Origin of the sequence: Fibrivirga algicola (assembly GCF_011742925.1) — a bacterium.
Lineage (GTDB): Bacteria > Bacteroidota > Bacteroidia > Cytophagales > Spirosomataceae > Fibrella > Fibrella algicola.
Genome location: NZ_WAEL01000004.1, coordinates 307393 through 326754, shown reverse-complemented (window position 1 = coordinate 326754; position 19362 = coordinate 307393). Strand labels below are relative to the sequence as shown.

17 protein-coding genes are annotated in these 19362 nt (G+C 52.1%); 7 read left to right on the top strand and 10 right to left on the bottom strand.

What is annotated here, in order from left to right; translation table 11 throughout:
* Nucleotides 1-80: 80 nt before the first annotated feature.
* Nucleotides 81-1748, bottom strand: coding sequence for a helix-turn-helix domain-containing protein (locus tag F7231_RS12755; protein WP_166692172.1), 1668 nt, complete (start codon nucleotides 1746-1748; stop codon nucleotides 81-83).
* Nucleotides 1749-1891: 143 nt separating this feature from the next.
* On the opposite strand from F7231_RS12755, the gene F7231_RS12750 reads away from it, so the two are divergent.
* From F7231_RS12750 to F7231_RS12740, 3 genes are all read left to right on the top strand, one after another.
* Nucleotides 1892-2257, top strand: a complete 366-nt coding sequence (locus F7231_RS12750; protein WP_085413534.1) for a hypothetical protein — start codon at nucleotides 1892-1894, stop codon at nucleotides 2255-2257.
* Between the two features lie 104 nt (nucleotides 2258-2361).
* On the top strand, nucleotides 2362-3135 hold the full coding sequence (locus F7231_RS12745; protein WP_166692171.1) for a hypothetical protein: 774 nt from the start codon (nucleotides 2362-2364) through the stop codon (nucleotides 3133-3135).
* An 11-nt stretch (nucleotides 3136-3146) separates the two neighbouring features.
* Complete coding sequence (locus F7231_RS12740; protein ID WP_166692170.1) at nucleotides 3147-3737, top strand: nucleotidyltransferase family protein; 591 nt, start codon at nucleotides 3147-3149, stop codon at nucleotides 3735-3737.
* Nucleotides 3738-3792: 55 nt separating this feature from the next.
* Here the strand turns inward: F7231_RS12740 and F7231_RS12735 are convergent, their stop codons facing one another.
* The 4 genes from F7231_RS12735 to F7231_RS12720 form a co-directional block, all read right to left on the bottom strand.
* Nucleotides 3793-4755, bottom strand: a complete 963-nt coding sequence (locus F7231_RS12735) for an AAA family ATPase (protein WP_085413538.1) — start codon at nucleotides 4753-4755, stop codon at nucleotides 3793-3795.
* 92 nt (nucleotides 4756-4847) lie between these two features.
* Nucleotides 4848-6296 carry a peptidylprolyl isomerase gene (locus F7231_RS12730; RefSeq protein WP_085413540.1) on the bottom strand — a complete coding sequence of 483 codons (1449 nt, stop codon included), beginning with the start codon at nucleotides 6294-6296 and terminating at the stop codon, nucleotides 4848-4850.
* Between the two features lie 63 nt (nucleotides 6297-6359).
* Complete coding sequence (locus F7231_RS12725) at nucleotides 6360-8738, bottom strand: peptidylprolyl isomerase (protein ID WP_166692169.1); 2379 nt, start codon at nucleotides 8736-8738, stop codon at nucleotides 6360-6362.
* A gap of 72 nt (nucleotides 8739-8810) precedes the next feature.
* On the bottom strand, nucleotides 8811-9488 hold the full coding sequence (locus F7231_RS12720; protein WP_166692168.1) for a hypothetical protein: 678 nt from the start codon (nucleotides 9486-9488) through the stop codon (nucleotides 8811-8813).
* Between the two features lie 3 nt (nucleotides 9489-9491).
* Here F7231_RS12720 and F7231_RS12715 point away from each other — a divergent pair, with 3 nt between their 5' ends.
* From F7231_RS12715 to F7231_RS12700, 4 genes are read left to right on the top strand one after another with little or no spacing between them, the layout of a single operon-like run.
* Nucleotides 9492-10952 (top strand): TlpA family protein disulfide reductase, encoded by a 1461-nt coding sequence (locus F7231_RS12715; RefSeq protein ID WP_166692167.1) that lies wholly within the window; start codon nucleotides 9492-9494, stop codon nucleotides 10950-10952.
* 24 nt (nucleotides 10953-10976) lie between these two features.
* Nucleotides 10977-11747 (top strand): exodeoxyribonuclease III, encoded by a 771-nt coding sequence (locus F7231_RS12710; protein WP_166692166.1) that lies wholly within the window; start codon nucleotides 10977-10979, stop codon nucleotides 11745-11747.
* A 48-nt stretch (nucleotides 11748-11795) separates the two neighbouring features.
* Complete coding sequence (locus F7231_RS12705; protein WP_085413547.1) at nucleotides 11796-12422, top strand: pseudouridine synthase; 627 nt, start codon at nucleotides 11796-11798, stop codon at nucleotides 12420-12422.
* Nucleotides 12373-12903, top strand: a complete 531-nt coding sequence (locus F7231_RS12700) for an AAA family ATPase (protein WP_166692165.1) — start codon at nucleotides 12373-12375, stop codon at nucleotides 12901-12903. Before F7231_RS12705 ends, F7231_RS12700 begins: the two co-directional genes overlap by 50 nt.
* Here F7231_RS12700 and F7231_RS12695 read toward each other — a convergent pair.
* The 5 genes from F7231_RS12695 to F7231_RS12675 all read right to left on the bottom strand — a co-directional run bounded on the left by F7231_RS12695 (nucleotide 12880) and on the right by F7231_RS12675 (nucleotide 19353).
* Entirely contained in the window at nucleotides 12880-13470 is a 591-nt protein-coding gene (locus F7231_RS12695; RefSeq protein ID WP_166692164.1) for a phosphatase PAP2 family protein, read from the bottom strand. The genes F7231_RS12700 and F7231_RS12695 overlap by 24 nt on opposite strands.
* Nucleotides 13467-14426 carry a methylenetetrahydrofolate reductase gene (locus F7231_RS12690; protein WP_085413552.1) on the bottom strand — a complete coding sequence of 320 codons (960 nt, stop codon included), beginning with the start codon at nucleotides 14424-14426 and terminating at the stop codon, nucleotides 13467-13469. Before F7231_RS12690 ends, F7231_RS12695 begins: the two co-directional genes overlap by 4 nt.
* Before the next feature lie 28 nt (nucleotides 14427-14454).
* Nucleotides 14455-15360: a phosphatase PAP2 family protein gene (locus F7231_RS12685; RefSeq protein ID WP_166692163.1), complete on the bottom strand. Its 906-nt coding sequence runs from the start codon at nucleotides 15358-15360 to the stop codon at nucleotides 14455-14457.
* Nucleotides 15357-18725 (bottom strand): UvrD-helicase domain-containing protein, encoded by a 3369-nt coding sequence (locus tag F7231_RS12680; RefSeq protein ID WP_166692162.1) that lies wholly within the window; start codon nucleotides 18723-18725, stop codon nucleotides 15357-15359. Before F7231_RS12680 ends, F7231_RS12685 begins: the two co-directional genes overlap by 4 nt.
* Nucleotides 18726-18819: 94 nt before the next feature.
* The gene (locus F7231_RS12675) at nucleotides 18820-19353 is read right to left on the bottom strand and encodes a hypothetical protein (protein WP_085413556.1); all 534 of its coding nucleotides are present in this window, start codon (nucleotides 19351-19353) and stop codon (nucleotides 18820-18822) included.
* Nucleotides 19354-19362: the final 9 nt, after the last annotated feature.

Here is a 19362-nt window from a genome sequence, read left to right as displayed (position 1 = left end):
GCGGGTTATGGATAAAAAAGGCGTGCCGCTTTCTTAAAAAGGCACGCCTGGTACTTATTTATTTTTGAGAAAGGCCACGCTTACTCAACGAGTTCAGGGCGGCTGGTGTGAATACTCAGGTATTCACTTGGTGTTTGATTTGTCAGCTTTTTAAACGACCTGTTAAAGGCGGTTTTTGAGTTGAAGCCTACTTCATAAGCCATACTCAATACGGTATACGACCGAAATCCGGGATCATCTAGTCGACGTTTCAACTCTTCGATGCGGTGGTAATTAATGAAGTCGAAGAAGTTCTTATTATACTCTTCATTGAGCACCTTTGAAAGAACGTGGGGTGGAATCCTAAGTCGTATGGCCAACTCAGCCAGCGTGAGGTTCGGGTTCGTGTAGGGTTTATGGCGTTTAATATAAGCGTCTACTTGCTGGCGCAGTGCGGTAGGCGATTCAGCTTGTCCGGCTGTTGGGGGATCGGGTGCTGTTATATCAGGAATTGCCTGATTAACTGGCTGTGACAGTTGCTGAGGCACCGGCATGCTGGTAACCTGCTCTACTGAAACCGGAATAACCAGGCTCCGTTCGGGTTCCGTGTCGGGAAGTTTAAATATCTCCGGCTGATGGATCGCATAATAGCCCAACAGGTAAATAATGCTGGAGAAAGTAAGCCAGATCAGATCGACGTTTTTCTCAGCAATAGAAATGCCGTCTGCACCGGCGGCCAGACTTCCGATTGTAACCAGACCAAAGAAAAAGAACCATAGACCCAGGCAAACAGCCTGCACCGTCAATACCGTGTTCAGGTAATGCACCTGCGGCTCGGTCGATAGGTTCATTTGGTGTTGTTCCTGGTAGGTACGTATAGTCCGGCGGCACAGCAACCAGTAGCTGACATTGTAGACCAGCCCCAGCAAACCAGCTAGCAGAAATAATCCCGACAGCCAGGGGTCTCGGTTCACAATCTTTAATTGCAGTAGCTTACTGTCACTCAGCAAATAAGGCATGTAGACGATCACCTGCACCACTGCGGGCACAAAATGCCGCCACCATCCCGCCGCCGGAATACTTGTGTTAAATAGTAGTTTGCGCAGATAGATATAGAAGATCGGCGCGTATAGAAAGAGAATCAGATCGGGCAATAACAGCAGTTTTGTGTATGCCTGCGCTACATCCCGGTAGGTAGCTACTGTTCTAACGAAGAGTAACAGCGAGGAAAGGCCCAGCAGCAGGACCAGCCACCGGTTCGCCGAGCGGTTATAATTCTGAATGCTGGGAATAGCGATCAGCAGTAAAAGGCCCTGAAAGGCCGAGAACAACATGAGGAGGTCATAGATAGAATAGAAGTGGAACGTACCTGACAGATCTTCCCAGCTGAGAATGGCAACATCCACTTCCCTCACGCCCGTTTGATTGGTCTGGTATAACACGCGGTTGGTACGAGCTTTACCACTTTCTCTCCCTTCGACGGATTCCCAATTACCCCGGGTTACTTTGTATTCCAAACGAGGTAATGCACTCCTGATTGTGAGTTGATAGGAGCCATCAGGCATGTGTTGAAACTGATAATCAGGGTGCGCTGAGTTCCATTTTGTGAAATTACCACTTAAAAAAAGCTGTGCATCGTGCGGGGTGTTTTCGGGTAGTTCGGTAATAACAAAGTGGTAGGTAAACGCTTTGGTCGGTTGTGCCTGTCCATTCACCTGAAAGCTGCTCAGGCAGAGGAACAGCCACAGCAGTAGCCAATTTGTTTTCATACGTTGATGAATTGACGATAAACGAATGACCAGCCAAAGGCCGGGGCCTCGTAAAATGAGTAAATAGGGTAGCTTGCGCTATAGAAAGCTAACACTTGTTGGGTTGTTTACGTTACTAAATTACGAATCTAACGCTCAGCGAAATGAAAATTAAGGTAGAAGAAGGTCTGGATAAACCCTTCCTGACAGATGGTCGGCATGAGGTTGAAATCACGCATATTGACGAAGGTAAAAGCGAATACAAGGGTATCCCGTTCATTGCCTGCCGCTTTGAAAATGAGGAGGGGTTTGTCTCTCAGCGTTTCTATATCTCTCCCGCCGGTATGCCCATCCTAATGGAGCTCTGCCAAGCAGCTGGTATTGAAGCGGAGGCCAAAAAAGAGTTGGATACAAACCGGTTGATGGGTAAGAAGGTCTCAATCGAAGTGGGTGACTACACGTACAACGACCCTGAATCGGGTGCAGAGCGCACGTTGAAGCAAGCTTCGGCTTTTGAGCCACTGGCCTAACGCATACCTGCTTTGGCAGTTATTGACCCTTATATTTGCAGTTGACTACACAGCCGTCAGAGGTTGGCCTTCCCGGCCTTAACCTCTGACTTTTTTTTATGACCATGAACACACTACGTATCCTTTTAATTTGTTTACTCCCGTTGGCTTCGATGGCCCAGTCGCCCGTATCAACCCGGCTTAGTTCGGGGCTTGATCTGGGAGCTGGTTTCCGGAAGGATCAGGTTAGTCCTTCGCTTTCTTACTACCAATTGCTGAGTGTGACCAAGAGTAAGTTTCTGTCGGTAGGCTGGCAAACAACGTTTCGAACCTTTTATGCTAGTAATGTTGACTACATCACAGCGCCGGCTGACCTGTCGCGTGGCGGAAAGACCGGCTTCTACGCCCTGGGTGCACCACTCGTGCCGGCCCGACTCGACACGTTGAGTATGTCATCGGCGTCAGGTACGTCGCTGAACCTGGGTGTGCGCGCTGAGATCCACCTCAAGTTTGTAGACATCGGTGCCAGCGCCGACATCCTGGGCATTACCATCGGCCGGAAACGGATCGGTCAGTATCGCTCATCTACCGGCTCGTTTATTGGCAAGACCAGTGCCGGAGTTGATTCGACGCAACGATTCACCGGGAGCAATGTAAATCAGTCGGCCCGGCCAACTATTGCCAATTTACAGTTGCTGGGTGATAATGCCATCGGCACCCTGGCGACAGAAGTATATGCCCGTGCACTGGTAGGTCAACGAGTCGGTATTAAGGTTGGGTACCAGTGGCTGACTACGGAGTACACGGCTTCAGTAAAAAATGTGCTGGATGACAATAACCGTTTCAGAAGTCATTCAGGCCTTACCTACGTTGCCGTTACGATTCCATTTTTCAGGTGATCAGACACGTTATGAAAACAGGCATTATTGTCCTCGCCGCGGGGGCTTCCAAACGCTTCGGGGGCATAGCCAAGCAGTTACTGACCGTAAATGGCACTTCACTGGTTCGGAATGCAGCCGACATTGCGCTGGCAGCAGAATTAGGTGGTCCGGTTGTTGTCGTATTGGGCGATCGGCGTGAACAGGTAGCTCCTGAATTGGATGGTCTCGGCGTTACGCTTATCGACAATCCTACTTACAGCGACGGCATCTCTTCGTCGGTGAAAATTGGTCTGGCGGGATTGTTCCTCATGCAGCCAACTATCGACACGTTTATTATCATGCCCTGTGATCAACCGTTTCTCACGCCTGCGTTGTTGCGGCAACTGGTAGCTACACAGGAGGAAACAGGTAAAGGGATTGTTGCCACACGCTTTGCCGACCAGGTACACATGCCCGCTTTATTTACCCGTCAGTATGCCGAGCCGCTCTCTAAACTGACGGAGGATAAAGCACCAAAGTGGGTTATCATAAAACATAAAACCGACCTCGCAGAAGTCGGTTTCGAACCTGCCGCCATCGATCTTGATTTCTGGGCGCAGGTAGAAGAGTTGACAAAGTAAGCGCTTAAAAAAAGAAGCGTTCCCAGATCGGGGACGCTTCTTTTTTGATTGTGAACTACATCATTTTCGTGATGAGCTGCTCAACGGTGATGCCTTCTGCTTCGGCTTTAAAGTTGCGGACAACCCGGTGACGCAGGATAGGCATGGCAACGGCCCGAACATCTTCAATATCAGGCGAATACTTACCAGCCAGCAGTGCATTACATTTAGCGGCCAGAATTAGGGCCTGCGAAGCACGGGGACCAGCGCCCCACTCCAGGTATTGGCTGGCTTCGGTTGAGGCCATCTCTGTATTCGGGCGGGTCTTATGTACCAGCTTAACGGCATATTCAACTACATTGTCGGCCACGGGTACACGGCGAACCAAATGCTGAAACTCTGCAATTTGTTCACCCGTAATCACCTGCTGCACCTGATACCGCTGGTCATTAGTCGTGCTCTTCACGATCGCAACTTCTGACTGGTATGAGGGGTAATCGAGGTAAATGTTGAACATAAACCGGTCGAGCTGGGCTTCAGGTAGTGGGTACGTTCCTTCCTGCTCGATGGGGTTTTGTGTGGCCAACACGAAAAACGGACGGCCTAAGGAATAATTCTGACCGGCAATTGTCACCTTGTACTCCTGCATTGCTTCAAGCAGGGCCGATTGAGTTTTGGGCGGCGTCCGATTGATTTCATCAGCCAAAATGATGTTGGCGAAAATCGGGCCTTTGATAAACTTGAAATTACGATCCTGATCCAGTGTTTCAGAACCCAAGATATCCGAAGGCATCAAGTCGGGCGTAAACTGGATACGATTGAAGTTAAGGTCAAGCGCCCCGGCAATAGTTTGGATCAGCAATGTCTTGGCCAATCCTGGAACACCTACCAGCAGACAGTGCCCCTGGCAAAAGATAGCCGTGAGTAGTAGTCTGACCGTCTCGTCCTGACCAATAATGACTTTACCGATTTCTGTACTTAATTTCTTGTAAGCGTCTTTCAGGGCTTCTGCAGCCTCCACGTCGGATGTATAAGGCATTAGGGAATTAGGAAGAAAGAATTGAGTTTGATGACTTATGAATCAAGAATGGGCAATCTAATCGATTAATTCTTATTCTTAATCCATACTCGTTAATTACTAGCCTGCGCGCCACTGTTCTGCGTAGTCCCAAATATGCGGCAACTTGTATACTCAGGATCAACCGTGATGTACACGTCGCCAACCGACCGCTTGAACCACTCGTCAATTGCCTTGTTCTTCTTGTTTTGCAGCACAATGTTCTGCAGCTTTTCGAAATCCAGCTTATAGTCGGCGGTGTGAGGCGCAATCTTCGTTTTGTAGTACAAAATCCGTACCCCAGTCTTGCCATCATCTGACCGATAAGGCAGAACAGGCGTCATTTTTCCGACCGTCATTGTATCCAGAATTGAAAACATCGCGTAGTCCATGGTACCGTCCATCGCCATCCGTGAGCTACCCGACTGAGGATCACGCAATAGGCCGCCGGCATCGGCAGTAGCTTTGTCTTCTGAAAAATCTTTAGCGGCCTTTTCGAATTTGAGGCTGTCAGACATAATCAGCGTACGCAGGCTGTCGAGAAACCGGGTTGGCTCGGTTACTTCAAGGCGGTTGTACTCGGGGCGGAGCAGAATGTGCCGGGCGTGGTACTCAGCGCCCCGCGTTTCAATGAGTTGGATCAGGTGAAAACCAAAGTCCGATTCAACGATGTCCGACATTTCGCCTGGCTTCAGCTTCAGGGCTGCGCCTTCGAATGGAGCAACCATCATACCGCGCTTGGCATACCCCAGATCACCCCCTTTTTCGCCCGAACCAACGTCTTCCGAATTGGCTTTCGCCAGTTCAGCAAAATCGGCACCCCGGGTAATGCTGTCTTTCAGGGCCTGCAGCCGCTTGCGTAATGTTTCCTTTTGGGCCTTGGTCACAATCGCGTAGCGCACGATCTGTCCCACCTCCACTTCGGCCGGCATGTAAGGCAGGCTGTCTTTAGGAATAGTGTTAAAAAACTTCAGCACGTCGCGGGGAGTCACCTTTGTCTTCTCTGTAATGGTCTCCTGCATTTTACGGGTCAACATCTGGTCACGTACCTGCACCCGTACTTCGCCTTTCAGCATTTCAAGGCTCTTGCCAAATTGCTCGACGATGTTTTTCTCGTTGCCATATTGCTGCACCATGTACGACATCCGGTTATCTAACTGGCTATCGACCTGCTTTTCGTCAACCACAACGGAGTCGATCTCTGCTTTGGCGAGCATCATTTTGTTGATGACCAGACTCTCGAGCAGCTGACACTTCTGCGGAGCCTGCTGGCCGTTGGCAGCATAGGATTGCAATGCCTCTTCCAGGTCTGACTTCAACACGTAATAGTTGTCGACCTTGGCAATGATCTTGTTCAGAACTACCGCTTCATTGTCCTGAAGGGTGTCAGAAGCTGCCACAGCCGACCGAACCGGCTGAGGCAACGAGGCGGTGCGGGTAGCAAATCCGCCAGTGCTGAATGCCTGCGCAAGGCCCAGGGTAAGCCCTAGTAAACTCAGCGAAGCCGTTTTTAATTTATCCATATTGTTTAAAAAGGTCTTTCGTCTAATGGTACCTGGCTAGCAGGACGACACTAAACTGTGAACTCATTTAAGTAGTCGTTTCAACTCGTCCTCGTTCACCTGAACGGGGTATTTCTGACGCAGTTCAGCCAAAAATTGCCGTTCCAGGTAGGCTTGATAATCGTTGATAACCGTCCCCCTGGCTTCGGCAAATGTTCGCTGACGCGCTGGCTCAAGACGGCTGATCGTAACCTGCACAACCCGGTTACCCTTAGCAAAGGTGTTGGTGCCGGTTTGCCAGGGTAGTTCGTCCACATAGGTGTTCTGCCCTTTGGCGAAGATCCCTTCAGTCACCGTAACCGCGTCGGTAGCAGTACCACTTAGCACCCGGGCAACATCCTGTTTGGATGTGGTCAAGTACGTAAACGAAACCCGCCGGGCTGCATCACCGCTGGCAACACGGGCACCCTGCAAGTCTTTTTCGTTAATACGGGCCAACTGTACGCCGTTGCTTGTCAAGTACCGAACCACCGACCGTAGTCGGCCCGCCGATGTGCTGTCTTTTTCCTGCGCATCGTGCGAAGCCGTCAGGTCGAGTACGTACGCCGGATTTTTTACCATTGCTACCAATACTTCATACAGGGCATCGCGGCCAGCTGTTGAGAGGGCCGTTTGATTTGGTTCGAACAGCAGATCGGGCGACGACCGTTTCAGGGCATACGGACTTGTTGCCAGACGGGCCTTCATCTCGGTGAGCAACTTGTCGTCGGCAGCGTCAATGATGGTAGCGACGGCTCTGGCTGGGTACGTATACTTCGCCCGATTTTGGTCATAAAACTGTTTCTGCCCCGTTGAATCGGTCAACGAACGTTCCCATACCCGTTCTTCCATCACCTGCGACAGGAGTACACCATCGCGCACTTCGGTGAGCAGGTTCCGAAATTCAGGGTATTTTTTCTCCAAGTTCGCTTCTTCAGCAACTAACAACTGATCGCCAACAAAGCGAGCGTAGAGCCGTTGCATGATCAGCTGACCGGTAAGACCCGTTTCGGCACGCGGCAGTTGCTTTTGTTGAACGTAAGTGAAAAATTTTGACGCCGGTACGGTCAACGGCGATCCACCCGCGCTGCCAATTGTCAGCAGCGTTTGGGCATTCAACGGGTCGGTAGGGGCTGGTAGGCGCCACCGGCCCTGAACCAGACTTGAGTCAGCGCGGGCCAGCGTTGCCTGTTTAGTTGCTTGATCTTCTGTGACGGTATAGTCACGGCTAAGGCGCTGAATCATGACCTGCCTGATCACCTCGGCGCGTGAGTCGGTCACTACCTTCTGCCGGATAGCCGGTGCCAGTTCGGCAAACGATTCGATCGGCCGGCGATTAATAAGTTTCAGGATGTGCCAGCCGTAGTTTGTTTTCACGGGTGGGCTATAACTGCCGGGGGTGGTAAGGGCAAACGCGGCTTCTTCCAGCGCCGGGGCATTTTGGCCGGTGGCAAAAGGCGGTAGTTTACCCCCTGCGTTTTTGCTGTTTACATCGTCGGAGTATGTACGGGCCAACGCTTCGAACGATTCGCCTGCTTTCAGCTTTGCATATACTTCGTCGATCCGGGCTTTGGCAGCCACGACCCCGGCGGGTTCGGCAGAAGGGGAGAGGCGTACCAGGATATGGGCCACCTGAATTTTCCCGCGCGATGGCCGACGGTCTTTGACCTGAATAAGATGGTAGCCAAACCGGGTACGTACCGGGGTTGAGAGGCTACCCACCGGAATAGTGTAGGCAGCATTCTCGAACGGATATATTGTCTGGAAGGCAGAGAAATAACCCAGATCGCCCCCATTCTGGGCTACGGTCGGGTCTTTCGATACTTCTTTGGCCACCGTGGCAAACGGTTCACCACTCAATAGCCGACCCCGAACGGCAAGAATTTGCTGGTAAGCAGCCAGTGTATCCGCAGGAAGGGCTTCTTCTGAAATGGGTATCAGGATATGCGAGGCCCGCACCTCCTGCTGCATGCGTTGGTAGGCTTCATTGGTCAATTGCTCAACCAGCGTCTTGTCGGTCAGGTACGTCTGCGCGAGTTGCTTACGGTAGGTAGCCATTTCTTCGCGAAAGGCCTCTGTAGTGTCGCGCCCGGATTGCTCGGCGGCCAGCACCTTCAGTTTCAGGTTGGTGTACAGATCGAGGTAGCTGCGGATATCAGTGCGCTGCGATGAGTCGGCCGAAAGCTGGTTCTTGGCGAATGAATCAAAGAATTCGTCGCTGGTAAACACTTTATTGGTCCCAAGGGCCAGTACAACCGGTTTGGCTGGCGCCGCCGGTGTTGTAGTGGCTACAGGAGCCGCTGTTTTGCAGGCGGTGACGAACCAGAGCAATAAGGCCGATCCCGTTAACCGATACGCTGCCGGGGTGCCGAAAGAAGACGATTTGAGCCGTGGGAACAAGGAAATAGAAACAGGTAAACGCATGTACAAGTTGCTACGTTCAGAACAATCGACCAGCGGGGAATAGTGCCGACGGAGAACCAACAAAGATAGAAGTTATTGAGCAGAAGGCCCTATTTTAACGTTTTTTAGGGCCAGATCGTACGTCAATTCGTAGTTGTACGAATCGCGGAGGTGCTGCCCCGTAAAGCTGGCCGGAATGCGCATAAACCGCTTCCCCGACTTTTTCAGAGACGCATCGGTAACTTCAACGCTGCTTTGGCCCAACACATCGTCGTCATCGAGTTGATTGGTAAATTGGATTCCCATGCCAGCCGCTGCCAGCCCTGCCGACACGTATTTCAGCGGTGTCAACGCTTCAACTCCGGCCAGGAGTAAACCCGCCGGTACGCTGATGACCGTATTTACTTTCTGAATTTTACTGACCATGTCGGCCGCCTTAGTATAATCGTCAACTTCGATCAGCACCATAGAGGCCACAATGCGTCCGTTTTTAGGCATTGGCAACCGAACAGGTATCGCCTGGCTCAGATCGGCCGAGGTGCCTTTACTCATCGCCTGAACCCCCCAGCCCCCATTTACCACGCCAACGGGTTTGTTCGCGGCGTCGTAGCTCACCAGCGAATAAGCCAGCATAACCTCATCGCGGCGACTAAGCGTTTCTTCCAGGTTGTTGGCTCTAAGGGAGTTCGGTTTTAATTCGGCCGTGAGTGGGCGTGGGGCCGCGCAGGAAGTAAGTAGCAGAAGCGAAAAGCCGCAAAGCGGAAGTTTCATAAATTGGAGCAGATCTTTTGGTTACAACGGTTTCGCGAAAAGAAAAGTCTTTTCTTTGTTCAAAGCGAACAGCCTCCCCTGATGTCTAATCTCAACTGCTCACTCATGAAAAAAATTCTGAGGTACGTTCTGCTGCTGCTTATCTGCAATGTGCAAGTTTTACAAGGCCTGGCAGCGGATACGCTACGGGTTAAAACGAGGCTGTCGTTCAACCCGAAAAACCGGATACAAATATCTACAGTTCCGACAGTTAAAATTCTCCACAGGCCTGAATACCAAGGTTATCCGCGTTGCGATACGTCGTCTTTTACGGTCATTGTATTAGATAGAGATCAACAATTTTTTGGATCGTACAAGGATAAACGACGTACCCTGGCGCAATTTCTGGAAATCCAGAAACAGTATGGTATTGACACCACTCAACTAGTGCCCCGGCGGATAAAAAGCTACGTATCCGTATTTACAGGACTGAAGGGGCCGAAAAAAATTATTATCGTCGATGCCAATAATAATAACGATTTCTCGGATGATTCCGCCTACGAGTTTGATACACTGACGATGGAGCGAAACTACAGAGGTGATACCACTGAACTCGCTCCCCTGGTTCGGGTGAACTATGAAAGAGCCATGAAACAGGGCATACAGCAAGCACATACGTATCTACGCCTACTGCCATATAATGAGGCTTACGGTTACCAGAACGATATGGAACGACGTTTGGCCGTGTATATCCAGACCCAGGTATACCGGGAAGGTAATTTCATAGTGGATGGTCAGGAGTACAAAGTGAGTATATCGCCAGCTAGCTGGGAACAAATTGACAATTACGCTAGACCTGATCTGAAGATACAACTGGCCGATCAGCTATACGACGCTAATAAGGAGGTTCGTATTTCAATTGGTAAAAACATGCTAGCAGGGAATCACTTATTTACCTTTTTGTCTAGTACGAAAGACGGTGAGTTGACGCTGGTGGCCGAACGGTATGATCCAAATCGGGTAGGCGGACGCGTTCGTAATCTGGCTCCGGTGCTGGTGGGAAGAACAGATAAAAATGAAGAGCTGGTAATTAGCCAGTTATTGAAAAAAGGAAGTTATGTGCTGCTTGATTTCTGGGGCTCCTGGTGTGGGCCTTGCATAGCGGGCATACCTGCGTTGAAAGCGTTGCATCAGCAGGTGAAGCCTGATAAAATTCAGTTTGTCGGCGTCGACTACGAATACAACGAGGCGGGCCGCGTGCAGGCCCGGAAACTAGAAGCCGACAAGCAGCTCAACTGGCAACAAGTGATCGAGTATTCCAGCAAACAAACTGACGCTAGCATTCCCCGGCAGCTTGGCGTACAAGTATATCCCACCTATATGCTGCTATCGCCTGAAGGACGCATTCTGATGAGGGAAGTAGGTGAAACGGGTCTGGCTGCGGTAAAAGCGAAGCTGTCGCAGTTAGGGTTACTCACGCGGTAGCAGGTCGCATTGTATATTTGCCGGATGCGCTTAGTTACCTATAACGTGAATGGCATCCGGGCGGCCATCAAAAACGGCCTGATCGACTGGCTGCGCGAGAACCCGGTTGATGTGCTCTGTTTACAGGAAGTGAAAGCAACGCACGATGTGGTCGATCTGACCCTGCTCGATGAGCTTGGCTACACCTACCACTGGCATGCCGCCGAAAAGAAAGGGTATTCCGGCGTAGCTACCTTCGCCAAAATACCTGCCGATAATGCCGTGTTGGGCTGCGGACTGGCGCATTATGACTGCGAAGGACGGATTCTACGTACCGATTTCGATGATCTGACGATCCTGAACTGCTATTTCCCGTCGGGTACGTCGGGTGATCTTCGGCAGGGTTTCAAAATGCAGTTTTTGGACGAATTTTTCGACTATGCCCACAACCTTCGGCAGTCGCGGCCAAACCTGATCGTGGTGGGCGATTACAACATTGCACATACGGCAACTGACATTCACGACCCCGTTCGAAATAAGTACACGACCGGTTTTCTGCCCGAAGAACGTGCCTGGATGACGAAGTGGTTTGAAAGTGGGTTTATCGATGCCTTCCGGGAAAAAAATCCCGATTCTGTTGAGTATAGCTGGTGGAGCTACCGGGCTGGCGCGCGGGCTACCAACAAAGGCTGGCGGATCGACTACATCTCCCTAGCCGAACCCCTCCGCGATCGTTTACTAGCCGCCGGTCATCACCCCAACGCTGTTCATTCCGACCATGGCCCGGTTTGGGCGGAAATCGTAACACGGCCTTAAGTCCGGTTTGTATCTTGAAAAACGGACTTAAGGCCGTGTTACGTACCCATGCATTACCTGATTTATAAGCCCTTCGGTATGTTGTCGCAGTTCTCGAAAGAGGGCGATAAGGCCACGCTGGGCGATCTGTCGTTTGCTTTCGAGCGGGATGTGTATCCCGTTGGGCGGCTCGACGCCGACAGTGAGGGCTTACTCTTACTGACCAACGATAAGTCGATCAACCACCGCCTGCTCGATCCCCGTTTTGCCCACGAACGCACCTACTACGTGCAGGTCGACGGGGCGATTACCGATGAGGCGCTACAGCAACTGGCCGAGGGCGTGACGATTACTGTCGATGGGAAGCCGCACCATACGCTTCCTGCCATTGCCCGGCGGCTGAACGAGCCGGATTTGCCGCCCCGTAATCCGCCCATTCGCTTTCGGGCCAACATCCCGACTACCTGGATTTCGCTTACACTGACCGAAGGCAAAAACCGCCAGGTACGTAAAATGACCGCTGCTGTGGGCTTTCCTACCCTGCGGCTGGTACGCTGGGCTATTGGGCACCTCACTGCCGAAGGACTCGCCCCCGCTGATATACGTACCCTGCTCGAATCGGACATCACCCAACTTCTGACTACGAATGGCTCAGCCACTGCGCGTTTGCCTCTACGGCCCCGAAAGCGTCGGTAAAACGACAATGGCCCGGAAACTGGCCAAGCACTACCAGACGATATACGTACCCGAAGTGGCCCGCGATCTGATTACGTCCAACGACCTGACAAGCGACGATTACGCCCGCATTGCCGTTGCTCAGACGGCTGCCGTGGAGCGTGCGATTCCACTGGCGAATCGCGTCTTGATTTGTGATACTGACTTGATTACGACGCAGTTATATGCCACCATATACGGGGTAACGCACCCGGCTGTTCTGACTGAATTGGCGGACCGCGAGCAATTTGATGCCTATTTTCTGCTTAATACCGACGTGCCCTGGATAGCCGATGGCCTTCGCGATCTGGGTCACCGCCGGGCCGAAATGTACTCGCTGTTCGAGCAGGCGCTAACAGAACGAGGCATTCCGTTCGTGGTCGTGTCAGGCGCTAACTATGAAGACCGGACACAGCAGGTGATCGACGTAATTGACAAGCTATTGGGCGAGGTAAAAGAGTAAATAGCCGAACGTCAGACCAATAACCCCGCCCGTTATAATTTCTGGTAACGTATGCCTGTTTAGTTGACGTCTAGACCAGCCAATTAGAGGAAGGAAGGTTAGCCACAGCATTCCGATCTTTACGTCTACAAGCAGTAGCAAAAACGCTAAGAACGTATTTAGCGAAACGTGTAAGGAGCTTTTGATGAATTGATTAACGAATTGCGATGTGATTAGCAGCAACGTTGCCAGCAGGAAGCTGAGGCGGACTATGAAGGACTGATCCGTCAGGTAAACCAGGGCCGTGACGCCTACCAGCAAACTGACGACTAGGTAATACCAGGTCTGGCGCTGCCGCTGATCTGAAACGTCAAAATTGGTGTGAACACCCTTTGCCTGCTTTCGGTACATGCTAACGGCGAGCGGCACAACAAGGCAGCCTACAAGAAGTAGCGCCAATACCGATGCGTTGGCAACCGGTTCATAGCGAAACAGAATCGCCAATGAACAGACAGGAAGCGTGAGCAACGGGTGGCTGGCAACGGATATGTACCGAGCCAGCGTGTTCGACAGTGGCCGTTTCGTCAAAACAACTCCCGCGCAATTTTCTGTACGTTGTCGCCTTTGCCCATCGTGTAGAAATGGAGTACGGGTGCACCGGCGGCAATCAGTTCGCGCCCCTGCTGGATGCTCCATTCAATGCCTACTTGCCGGGCCTGAGCGTCGTTTTCGCAGGCAGCAACGGCGTTTACCAGATCGTCGGGCATGTGGAGGTGGAACAGGCGGGGAAGAATTTCCAGTTGCTTGCGGGTGCTTATTGGTTTTAGGCCGGGAATAATTGGAATGTGAATGTCGTGTTCGCGGCAGCGCGTTACAAAATCGAAGTAGCGCGCATTGTCGAAAAACATTTGCGTGACAATGTAATCGGCACCTCTGGCTACTTTCTGTTTCAAGTATTCAAAATCGATGTCGTGGTTTTCGGCTTCGAAATGTTTCTCCGGATAAGCTGCCACACCCACGCAGAAATTGCTGGGCGTCATGGCCGTATCTTCTTCGTGTAAATACTGACCCTTGTTCATGTTGGCTACCTGCTCTACCAGTTCGCTGGCATACGAGTAGCCGTTCTCTTTAGCCTTGAACGTTTTGAACGGTTTGGCCGGGTCGCCACGTAATACCAGCACATTATCGATGCCGAGGTAATTCAGATCGATCAGGAAATCTTCGGTTTCGTCGCGCGAGAAGCCGCCACACAACACGTGTGGTACCGGGTCTACGTTGAACCGGTGCATGATAGCCGAACAGATACCCACCGTGCCGGGCCGTTTGCGGGTTACGATCTTGCGAATGGTACCGTCGGGCTGGGGTTGCTCAATGTATTCTTCGCGGTGATAGGTAACGTCAATAAATGGGGGCTTGAACTCCATCAATGGCTCGATGTTGTCGAGCAGATTTTTCAGATTATCACCCTTAATCGGCGGAATTACTTCAATCGAGAAAATGGGTTTGCCATTGGCCTGGCGAATATGGTCGGTAATCTTGGTCATCGGGTGGGTGTCGTTAAGAAAGCTAACTCTACTCAGTAACAAAACTTGGGCTTGACAGACTCCAGCGGAACGAGACGCCACTGGCCAGTCCGTTGCTCCAGGGAGTAACCGAAAGACTGGCCGACTGGTGCCGGTTTTCGTGAAGTTTTGGAATACCCCAGCCTGCCAGCGACCCTACGGCCGCCCCAACGAGCAGATCGCTGGGAAAATGCTGTCCCGCTTCGTAGCGAAGGTAAGCCGTACCGGAAGCCAGGCCAAGTGAGCTGACCCAGACCCAGGGTTTAGCCTTGGAGGTGGGGTGGTAATGGCGAAAGATTTCAGCGGCAAAAACTGCCGTTGCAAATGCATTGGAAGCATGCCCCGAATAAAAGGAGCGTTGCGTGTCTTTATCGAGCTTTTCGTCGAGGGGAACGGCGGGATTGTAGGCCAGCGGACGGGTACGTTCAACCGCGTTTTTAACGGTGCTTTTCACGCCGTTTGTGAGCAGCATGGTTTCAACGTACATAACGCCAACGGTAAAGAGCTCACTACTGACAAACGAAAAGCTGGGCTCGGTGGTGGATCCATCTGTGTTGGTCCGGATACGTCCGGGTATGGCGTTGACCGGGGCTTTTGCCGACAGAATAACCAGTCCCGTCAGGCCAATTCCCGTGCCGAGGGTGAGGTCGCTGAGCCGGGCGGCTTTGGGTGAATAGTGGTCGAGCGCCGACCGATCGAGGCTGGGTACGTTGGCGCGGTTCAAGTTCTGAACGCCATCGATTGTCAGCGGCTTTAGATCCCGATTGAAGGCATAAGCCGTTCCGTACGAAGCTAGTCCTGCGCCCAGTAAGGTCACCTCACGCCCTGTTTTTAGCGAATAAGGCGACAGGTTCTGGGCCTGAACCTGAATGGTCAGCGAAAGGCCAAGCAGCAGGCCAATACTACGTTTCTTCATAGGCGTTCAACAACAGGTACGTTCCCAAGCCAGACAATCCGGCCTTCGACGGTTGGGTACCCCATTTCTTTGTATAGGTCAATAAAGGTAGACAGGTACGACTCGGACTGCTCGCTTTGGCTTTCGTACTGAACCAGCACAACGCCGCCGTCGGGCTGGTGAACCACCCGGTGGGGGGCACCCTTTGCCTGTTTTTGGGTTAAAATGCTCCGGTCTGTATCAATGCGCCGATCATAGCCGAATACATCGAGTAAGTCGGCATGAGTCACGATGGCGGTGAGTCCTTCGCGCAGATCGGCCACTTCAACCGAGCGGATAACGCCCTCACGAACCAGCCGGGCGAGCGTTTTGTCGATGCAGTCAACGCCTTTGATCAGGCTGAGCGCAGCGCAGAGCTTGCGGTCACGTTCGCGGTTTTGTTCAAAGGTACGGGTGTCAAAAACACGCTCGGCCATACGGCGCAACTGCATATTCTGTCCACGCGAGCCACTTTTGATAACCTGTAGGTCAATGTCCTGTTTTTCGTTGGACTGGTCGTCGCTTCCCGTATGCTGGTTTGTTGCCCGCGGACCAGTGCCCGGAACGAGAATGTACTGGTGTCGGCCATCTTCCCAGCAACAGTCAGACAGTCTGGCGGAATCTGAGCTGGTCAGGAAGCTGTAGAGCCAGTATGCGGCTGTGGCTTGCCCGCGTTGGGTCGTAAATTCTTTCCGTTCAGAGATGATATAAAGCCGATCGGTTGGTCGGGTAAAGGCAACGTACAGCAGGTTCATATTTTCGATGAACGTACGGCTGATCTCATTGGTGTACTGATCCCTGACGTCATCGGGGGTTGCATCGAGCTGTTTGGTCAGCGCTACCTGTGCGTTCATCAGCCTGCTGAGACTGCCATCGGGCAAGGCTACCGATAGGGGTGTTGTGTCTACGGTGGCCAGGTCGACCCAGATTGTGTCGCGATGACTCGGGTCAACAGTCCAGTCGGCGAAGGGAATAATGACAACGGGGTATTCCAGCCCCTTTGCTTTGTGGATCGTCTGAATCGTGACGGCATCGGTGGTAAGCCCTTCGCTGACCGACACTTTCGTTCGGGCCGTTTCCCAATGCGTCAGAAAATCGGCCAGATGCCCACTCTCGCGGCTTGAAAACGTCAGAATTTCGTCGAGGAACCGGAACAGAAACGGCTGGTCATGTGGCCGGTCGAACAGGTGGAAGCAGTGCGCCAGCTTCTCGGCCAGTTCATACACGTTCAACTGCACCAGGCCGGTGGGGTTCAGGTCATACCCGTCGTTGGCCAGGTAATCGAAAATAGGTGCTTCGTCCGGCGCACTGGCTACCTGACGAAGCACCTCCGTTTGGGCATCGTTGGGCACGCAGTTGTGTACCACACTGTGGTAGAGATACAGCAGCTCGTAACGTACCTGCGGTTGACCGGGGCGGCTCAGCATGGTGAGCATGGCGATGAGCAGGCGGACCGGTTCTGAGAACTGGAGTGATAGCGAATCGGCCGATGAAAGGGGAATTCCCAACCGGTTCAGCTCATTGGCGACCAGTTGGGCGTTTTTACGGCTGCGAGTCAATACGGCCATGTCGCCATACGTGTACCCATCCGCTTTTGCCTGCCGAATGTGTTCGATGGTCAGTTTCACCATCTCATTAGCCACTTTGCTATCGGTGCCCAAATCGTCGGCGCCGATGAAGTCGACCTGAATATGCGCCAGCGCGGAGGCGCCGGGGGCGGGCTGCTGGTGAAACTGCTTTAGCGCATCATACACCTCGTCGATACGCTGATTTGCGGATGCGTATTGGCGGGCAACGAACTCAAAAAACTGATTATTGAATTCGACGATGGGTTGCGCCGATCGCCAGTTTGTGTCGAGCGTTTTCGGAACCAGCTGTCCGTTCAGCGCGTCGATTCGTTCGGCCGTCCAGGTAGTGGGGCCGTGTAGTCGCTGCAATTTAGTCAGGTTGCCCCGATGCAACGCCACAATCTGATCCATGTCGCCACCCCTGAATCGGTAAATCGCCTGTTTGCCATCGCCCACAGCCAGGTTGAAGTACCCGCTCCCCAAGGCGTTTTCAATCAACGGCATCAAGTTCGCAAACTGAAGCTGCGAGGTGTCTTGAAATTCATCGATGAGAATGTGGTTGTATTTGCTCCCAAGTCGTTCGAACAGAAACGGCACCGGTTCGGTCTCTACAATGGCTTTAATGCGTTTGTTGAATTCCGAAATGTGTACCCGGTTGTCTTTACGCAGCAGGTCGACAAACTCATCGCGAATCTGCTTCAGTAAGGCCATTTTCTGCAAGTGCGGATCAATCGCCCTGTACAACGTCAGCAGCTTTGTGGTGGCCTCCCGCTCGTCGCGGATGGCGTTGAAACAGTCGCAGAGGGCGTCGGCGAGGCCATCGATGGCGGCTTGTGTAGGGAGGGGTGTAGTTTTGGCACTGTACCAGTTGCTTTCGTCAACAGCTGCCAGATGGTAGCTATTGATTTTCTTGTCAACCTCCCCAAGTGCCACCGACTTGAAAAAATTACCGATTCCCGTTGATTTACGGTTGAAATCCTGCTCGCTTAATCCGGCACCCGTAATCAGCGACCAGGCGGTTTTACCATGATCCTGAATGCGATTGGCAACTTCCACGTCAAAAGCCCGTAGCTGTGCACGGACGGTACGAATCTGACCGGGCGTCAGGTCGGCAATGCGGCCAACAGCTTCGTAATGCTGGTCGGAAGTGAGTACGTTTCCGAATTCGCGAAGGGCGTCGGCGATCTGGTTCCAGCTCCGGCCTTCGCGGGCCGTCTCCTCAAAAATCTGGTGCAGGATCGTCGTGATGTCGGCCATCTCATCGGTGCCTACGCGCTCGATGAGGTTATCGACCGCTACCTCCAGTACCCGCTCGGTGTCCATTTCGACCTCAAACGAATAGGGGAGGCCCAACTCATCGGTAAACGCCATAACGAGCCGCTGCGTGAACGAGTCGATGGTCGTCACCGAAAAGTCGGAGTACCGGTGCAGGATCGATTTGAACAGCCGTTTACAGCGTTCCCTGATGGTTTCTGTAAGGGCCGGAAAATCGGGATGATCAGGTGATTGCTCAGTTAGATCGGCAGTTAGTTCGGCCAGGAATCGATCTGATTTGGGGTTATTTTGCGCAATACCTGATACTTCGCGCAAAATCCGCTCCTTCATTTCGTTGGCCGCCGCATTCGTAAACGTAATGGCCAGGATGTTCCGAAAATACGTGCCTTTAAACGTGTCGGTTACCTTCACCACCCGACCTTCCCCCAATGCTAATTTGAGGTACTCTTTGGTAAGCGTATAGGTTTTGCCTGACCCGGCAGAAGCACTGTAAACGTTGAACATGAATCAATTAAGCCTCAGATTTCAGCTTTCGCATGTGCTGTCGTTCCATAACGGAAGTAGGCAGCACATGCGAAAGCTGAAACTCAAAACTCCATTACAAATTGAATCGGATACCGACTCCTGAACTAAGACTAAGGAAAAGGGGGGCGGGTAGAACTTCGGCGTATAAACCTGTTTCCAGAAAGAACGAATATTGCTTGTTGGGGACAAAGTATTCCAGGCCAGCTACACCTGACCCACCAAGCGCAATGCCCGTTTCGTAATCGTTTGTTGCTGCAAACCGATCAGGGTAATACCGCCGGCTATTGATCTGCCCACCAAATCCGTAGTATCCGCGGATGTTATCTTTACCAAACAGCCGGTCGTGCCACAGGTAATGACCTTGAACACTGAGGCCAATCGTTTTGTAATACCCACTCCGGTACGAGCGATTATTGCCGTACAAACCACCATACGTACCTATGTTAAGGTCGAAAGCATGGTTTTCGCCAAAATATTTACGGACGTTCACGCCCGACGGTTCGCCGAGGCGGAAACCGAATGCCCAGTTATTGTACTGTGCCGCTGCTTGCCTTGGCATGGCAACAAGGGCGGTAAGAATAGCAATGAGTAAGCTGATACGACGCATAAAGCAGGT

Bases quoted from the DNA above. Each gene is read 5' to 3' on its own strand.
- F7231_RS12735 (WP_085413538.1), bottom strand. From the start codon at position 4,755: ATGCCTTATACATCCGACGTGGAGGCTGCAGAAGCCCTGAAAGACGCT.
- F7231_RS12745 (WP_166692171.1), top strand. From the start codon at position 2,362: ATGAACACACTACGTATCCTTTTAATTTGTTTACTCCCGTTGGCTTCG.
- F7231_RS12725 (WP_166692169.1), bottom strand. From the start codon at position 8,738: ATGCGTTTACCTGTTTCTATTTCCTTGTTCCCACGGCTCAAATCGTCT.
- F7231_RS12705 (WP_085413547.1), top strand. From the start codon at position 11,796: ATGCATTACCTGATTTATAAGCCCTTCGGTATGTTGTCGCAGTTCTCG.
- F7231_RS12680 (WP_166692162.1), bottom strand. From the start codon at position 18,725: ATGTTCAACGTTTACAGTGCTTCTGCCGGGTCAGGCAAAACCTATACG.
- F7231_RS12730 (WP_085413540.1), bottom strand. From the start codon at position 6,296: ATGGATAAATTAAAAACGGCTTCGCTGAGTTTACTAGGGCTTACCCTG.
- F7231_RS12685 (WP_166692163.1), bottom strand. From the start codon at position 15,360: ATGAAGAAACGTAGTATTGGCCTGCTGCTTGGCCTTTCGCTGACCATT.
- F7231_RS12675 (WP_085413556.1), bottom strand. From the start codon at position 19,353: ATGCGTCGTATCAGCTTACTCATTGCTATTCTTACCGCCCTTGTTGCC.
- F7231_RS12750 (WP_085413534.1), top strand. From the start codon at position 1,892: ATGAAAATTAAGGTAGAAGAAGGTCTGGATAAACCCTTCCTGACAGAT.
- F7231_RS12700 (WP_166692165.1), top strand. From the start codon at position 12,373: ATGGCTCAGCCACTGCGCGTTTGCCTCTACGGCCCCGAAAGCGTCGGT.
- F7231_RS12755 (WP_166692172.1), bottom strand. From the start codon at position 1,748: ATGAAAACAAATTGGCTACTGCTGTGGCTGTTCCTCTGCCTGAGCAGC.
- F7231_RS12740 (WP_166692170.1), top strand. From the start codon at position 3,147: ATGAAAACAGGCATTATTGTCCTCGCCGCGGGGGCTTCCAAACGCTTC.
- F7231_RS12690 (WP_085413552.1), bottom strand. From the start codon at position 14,426: ATGACCAAGATTACCGACCATATTCGCCAGGCCAATGGCAAACCCATT.
- F7231_RS12710 (WP_166692166.1), top strand. From the start codon at position 10,977: ATGCGCTTAGTTACCTATAACGTGAATGGCATCCGGGCGGCCATCAAA.
- F7231_RS12720 (WP_166692168.1), bottom strand. From the start codon at position 9,488: ATGAAACTTCCGCTTTGCGGCTTTTCGCTTCTGCTACTTACTTCCTGC.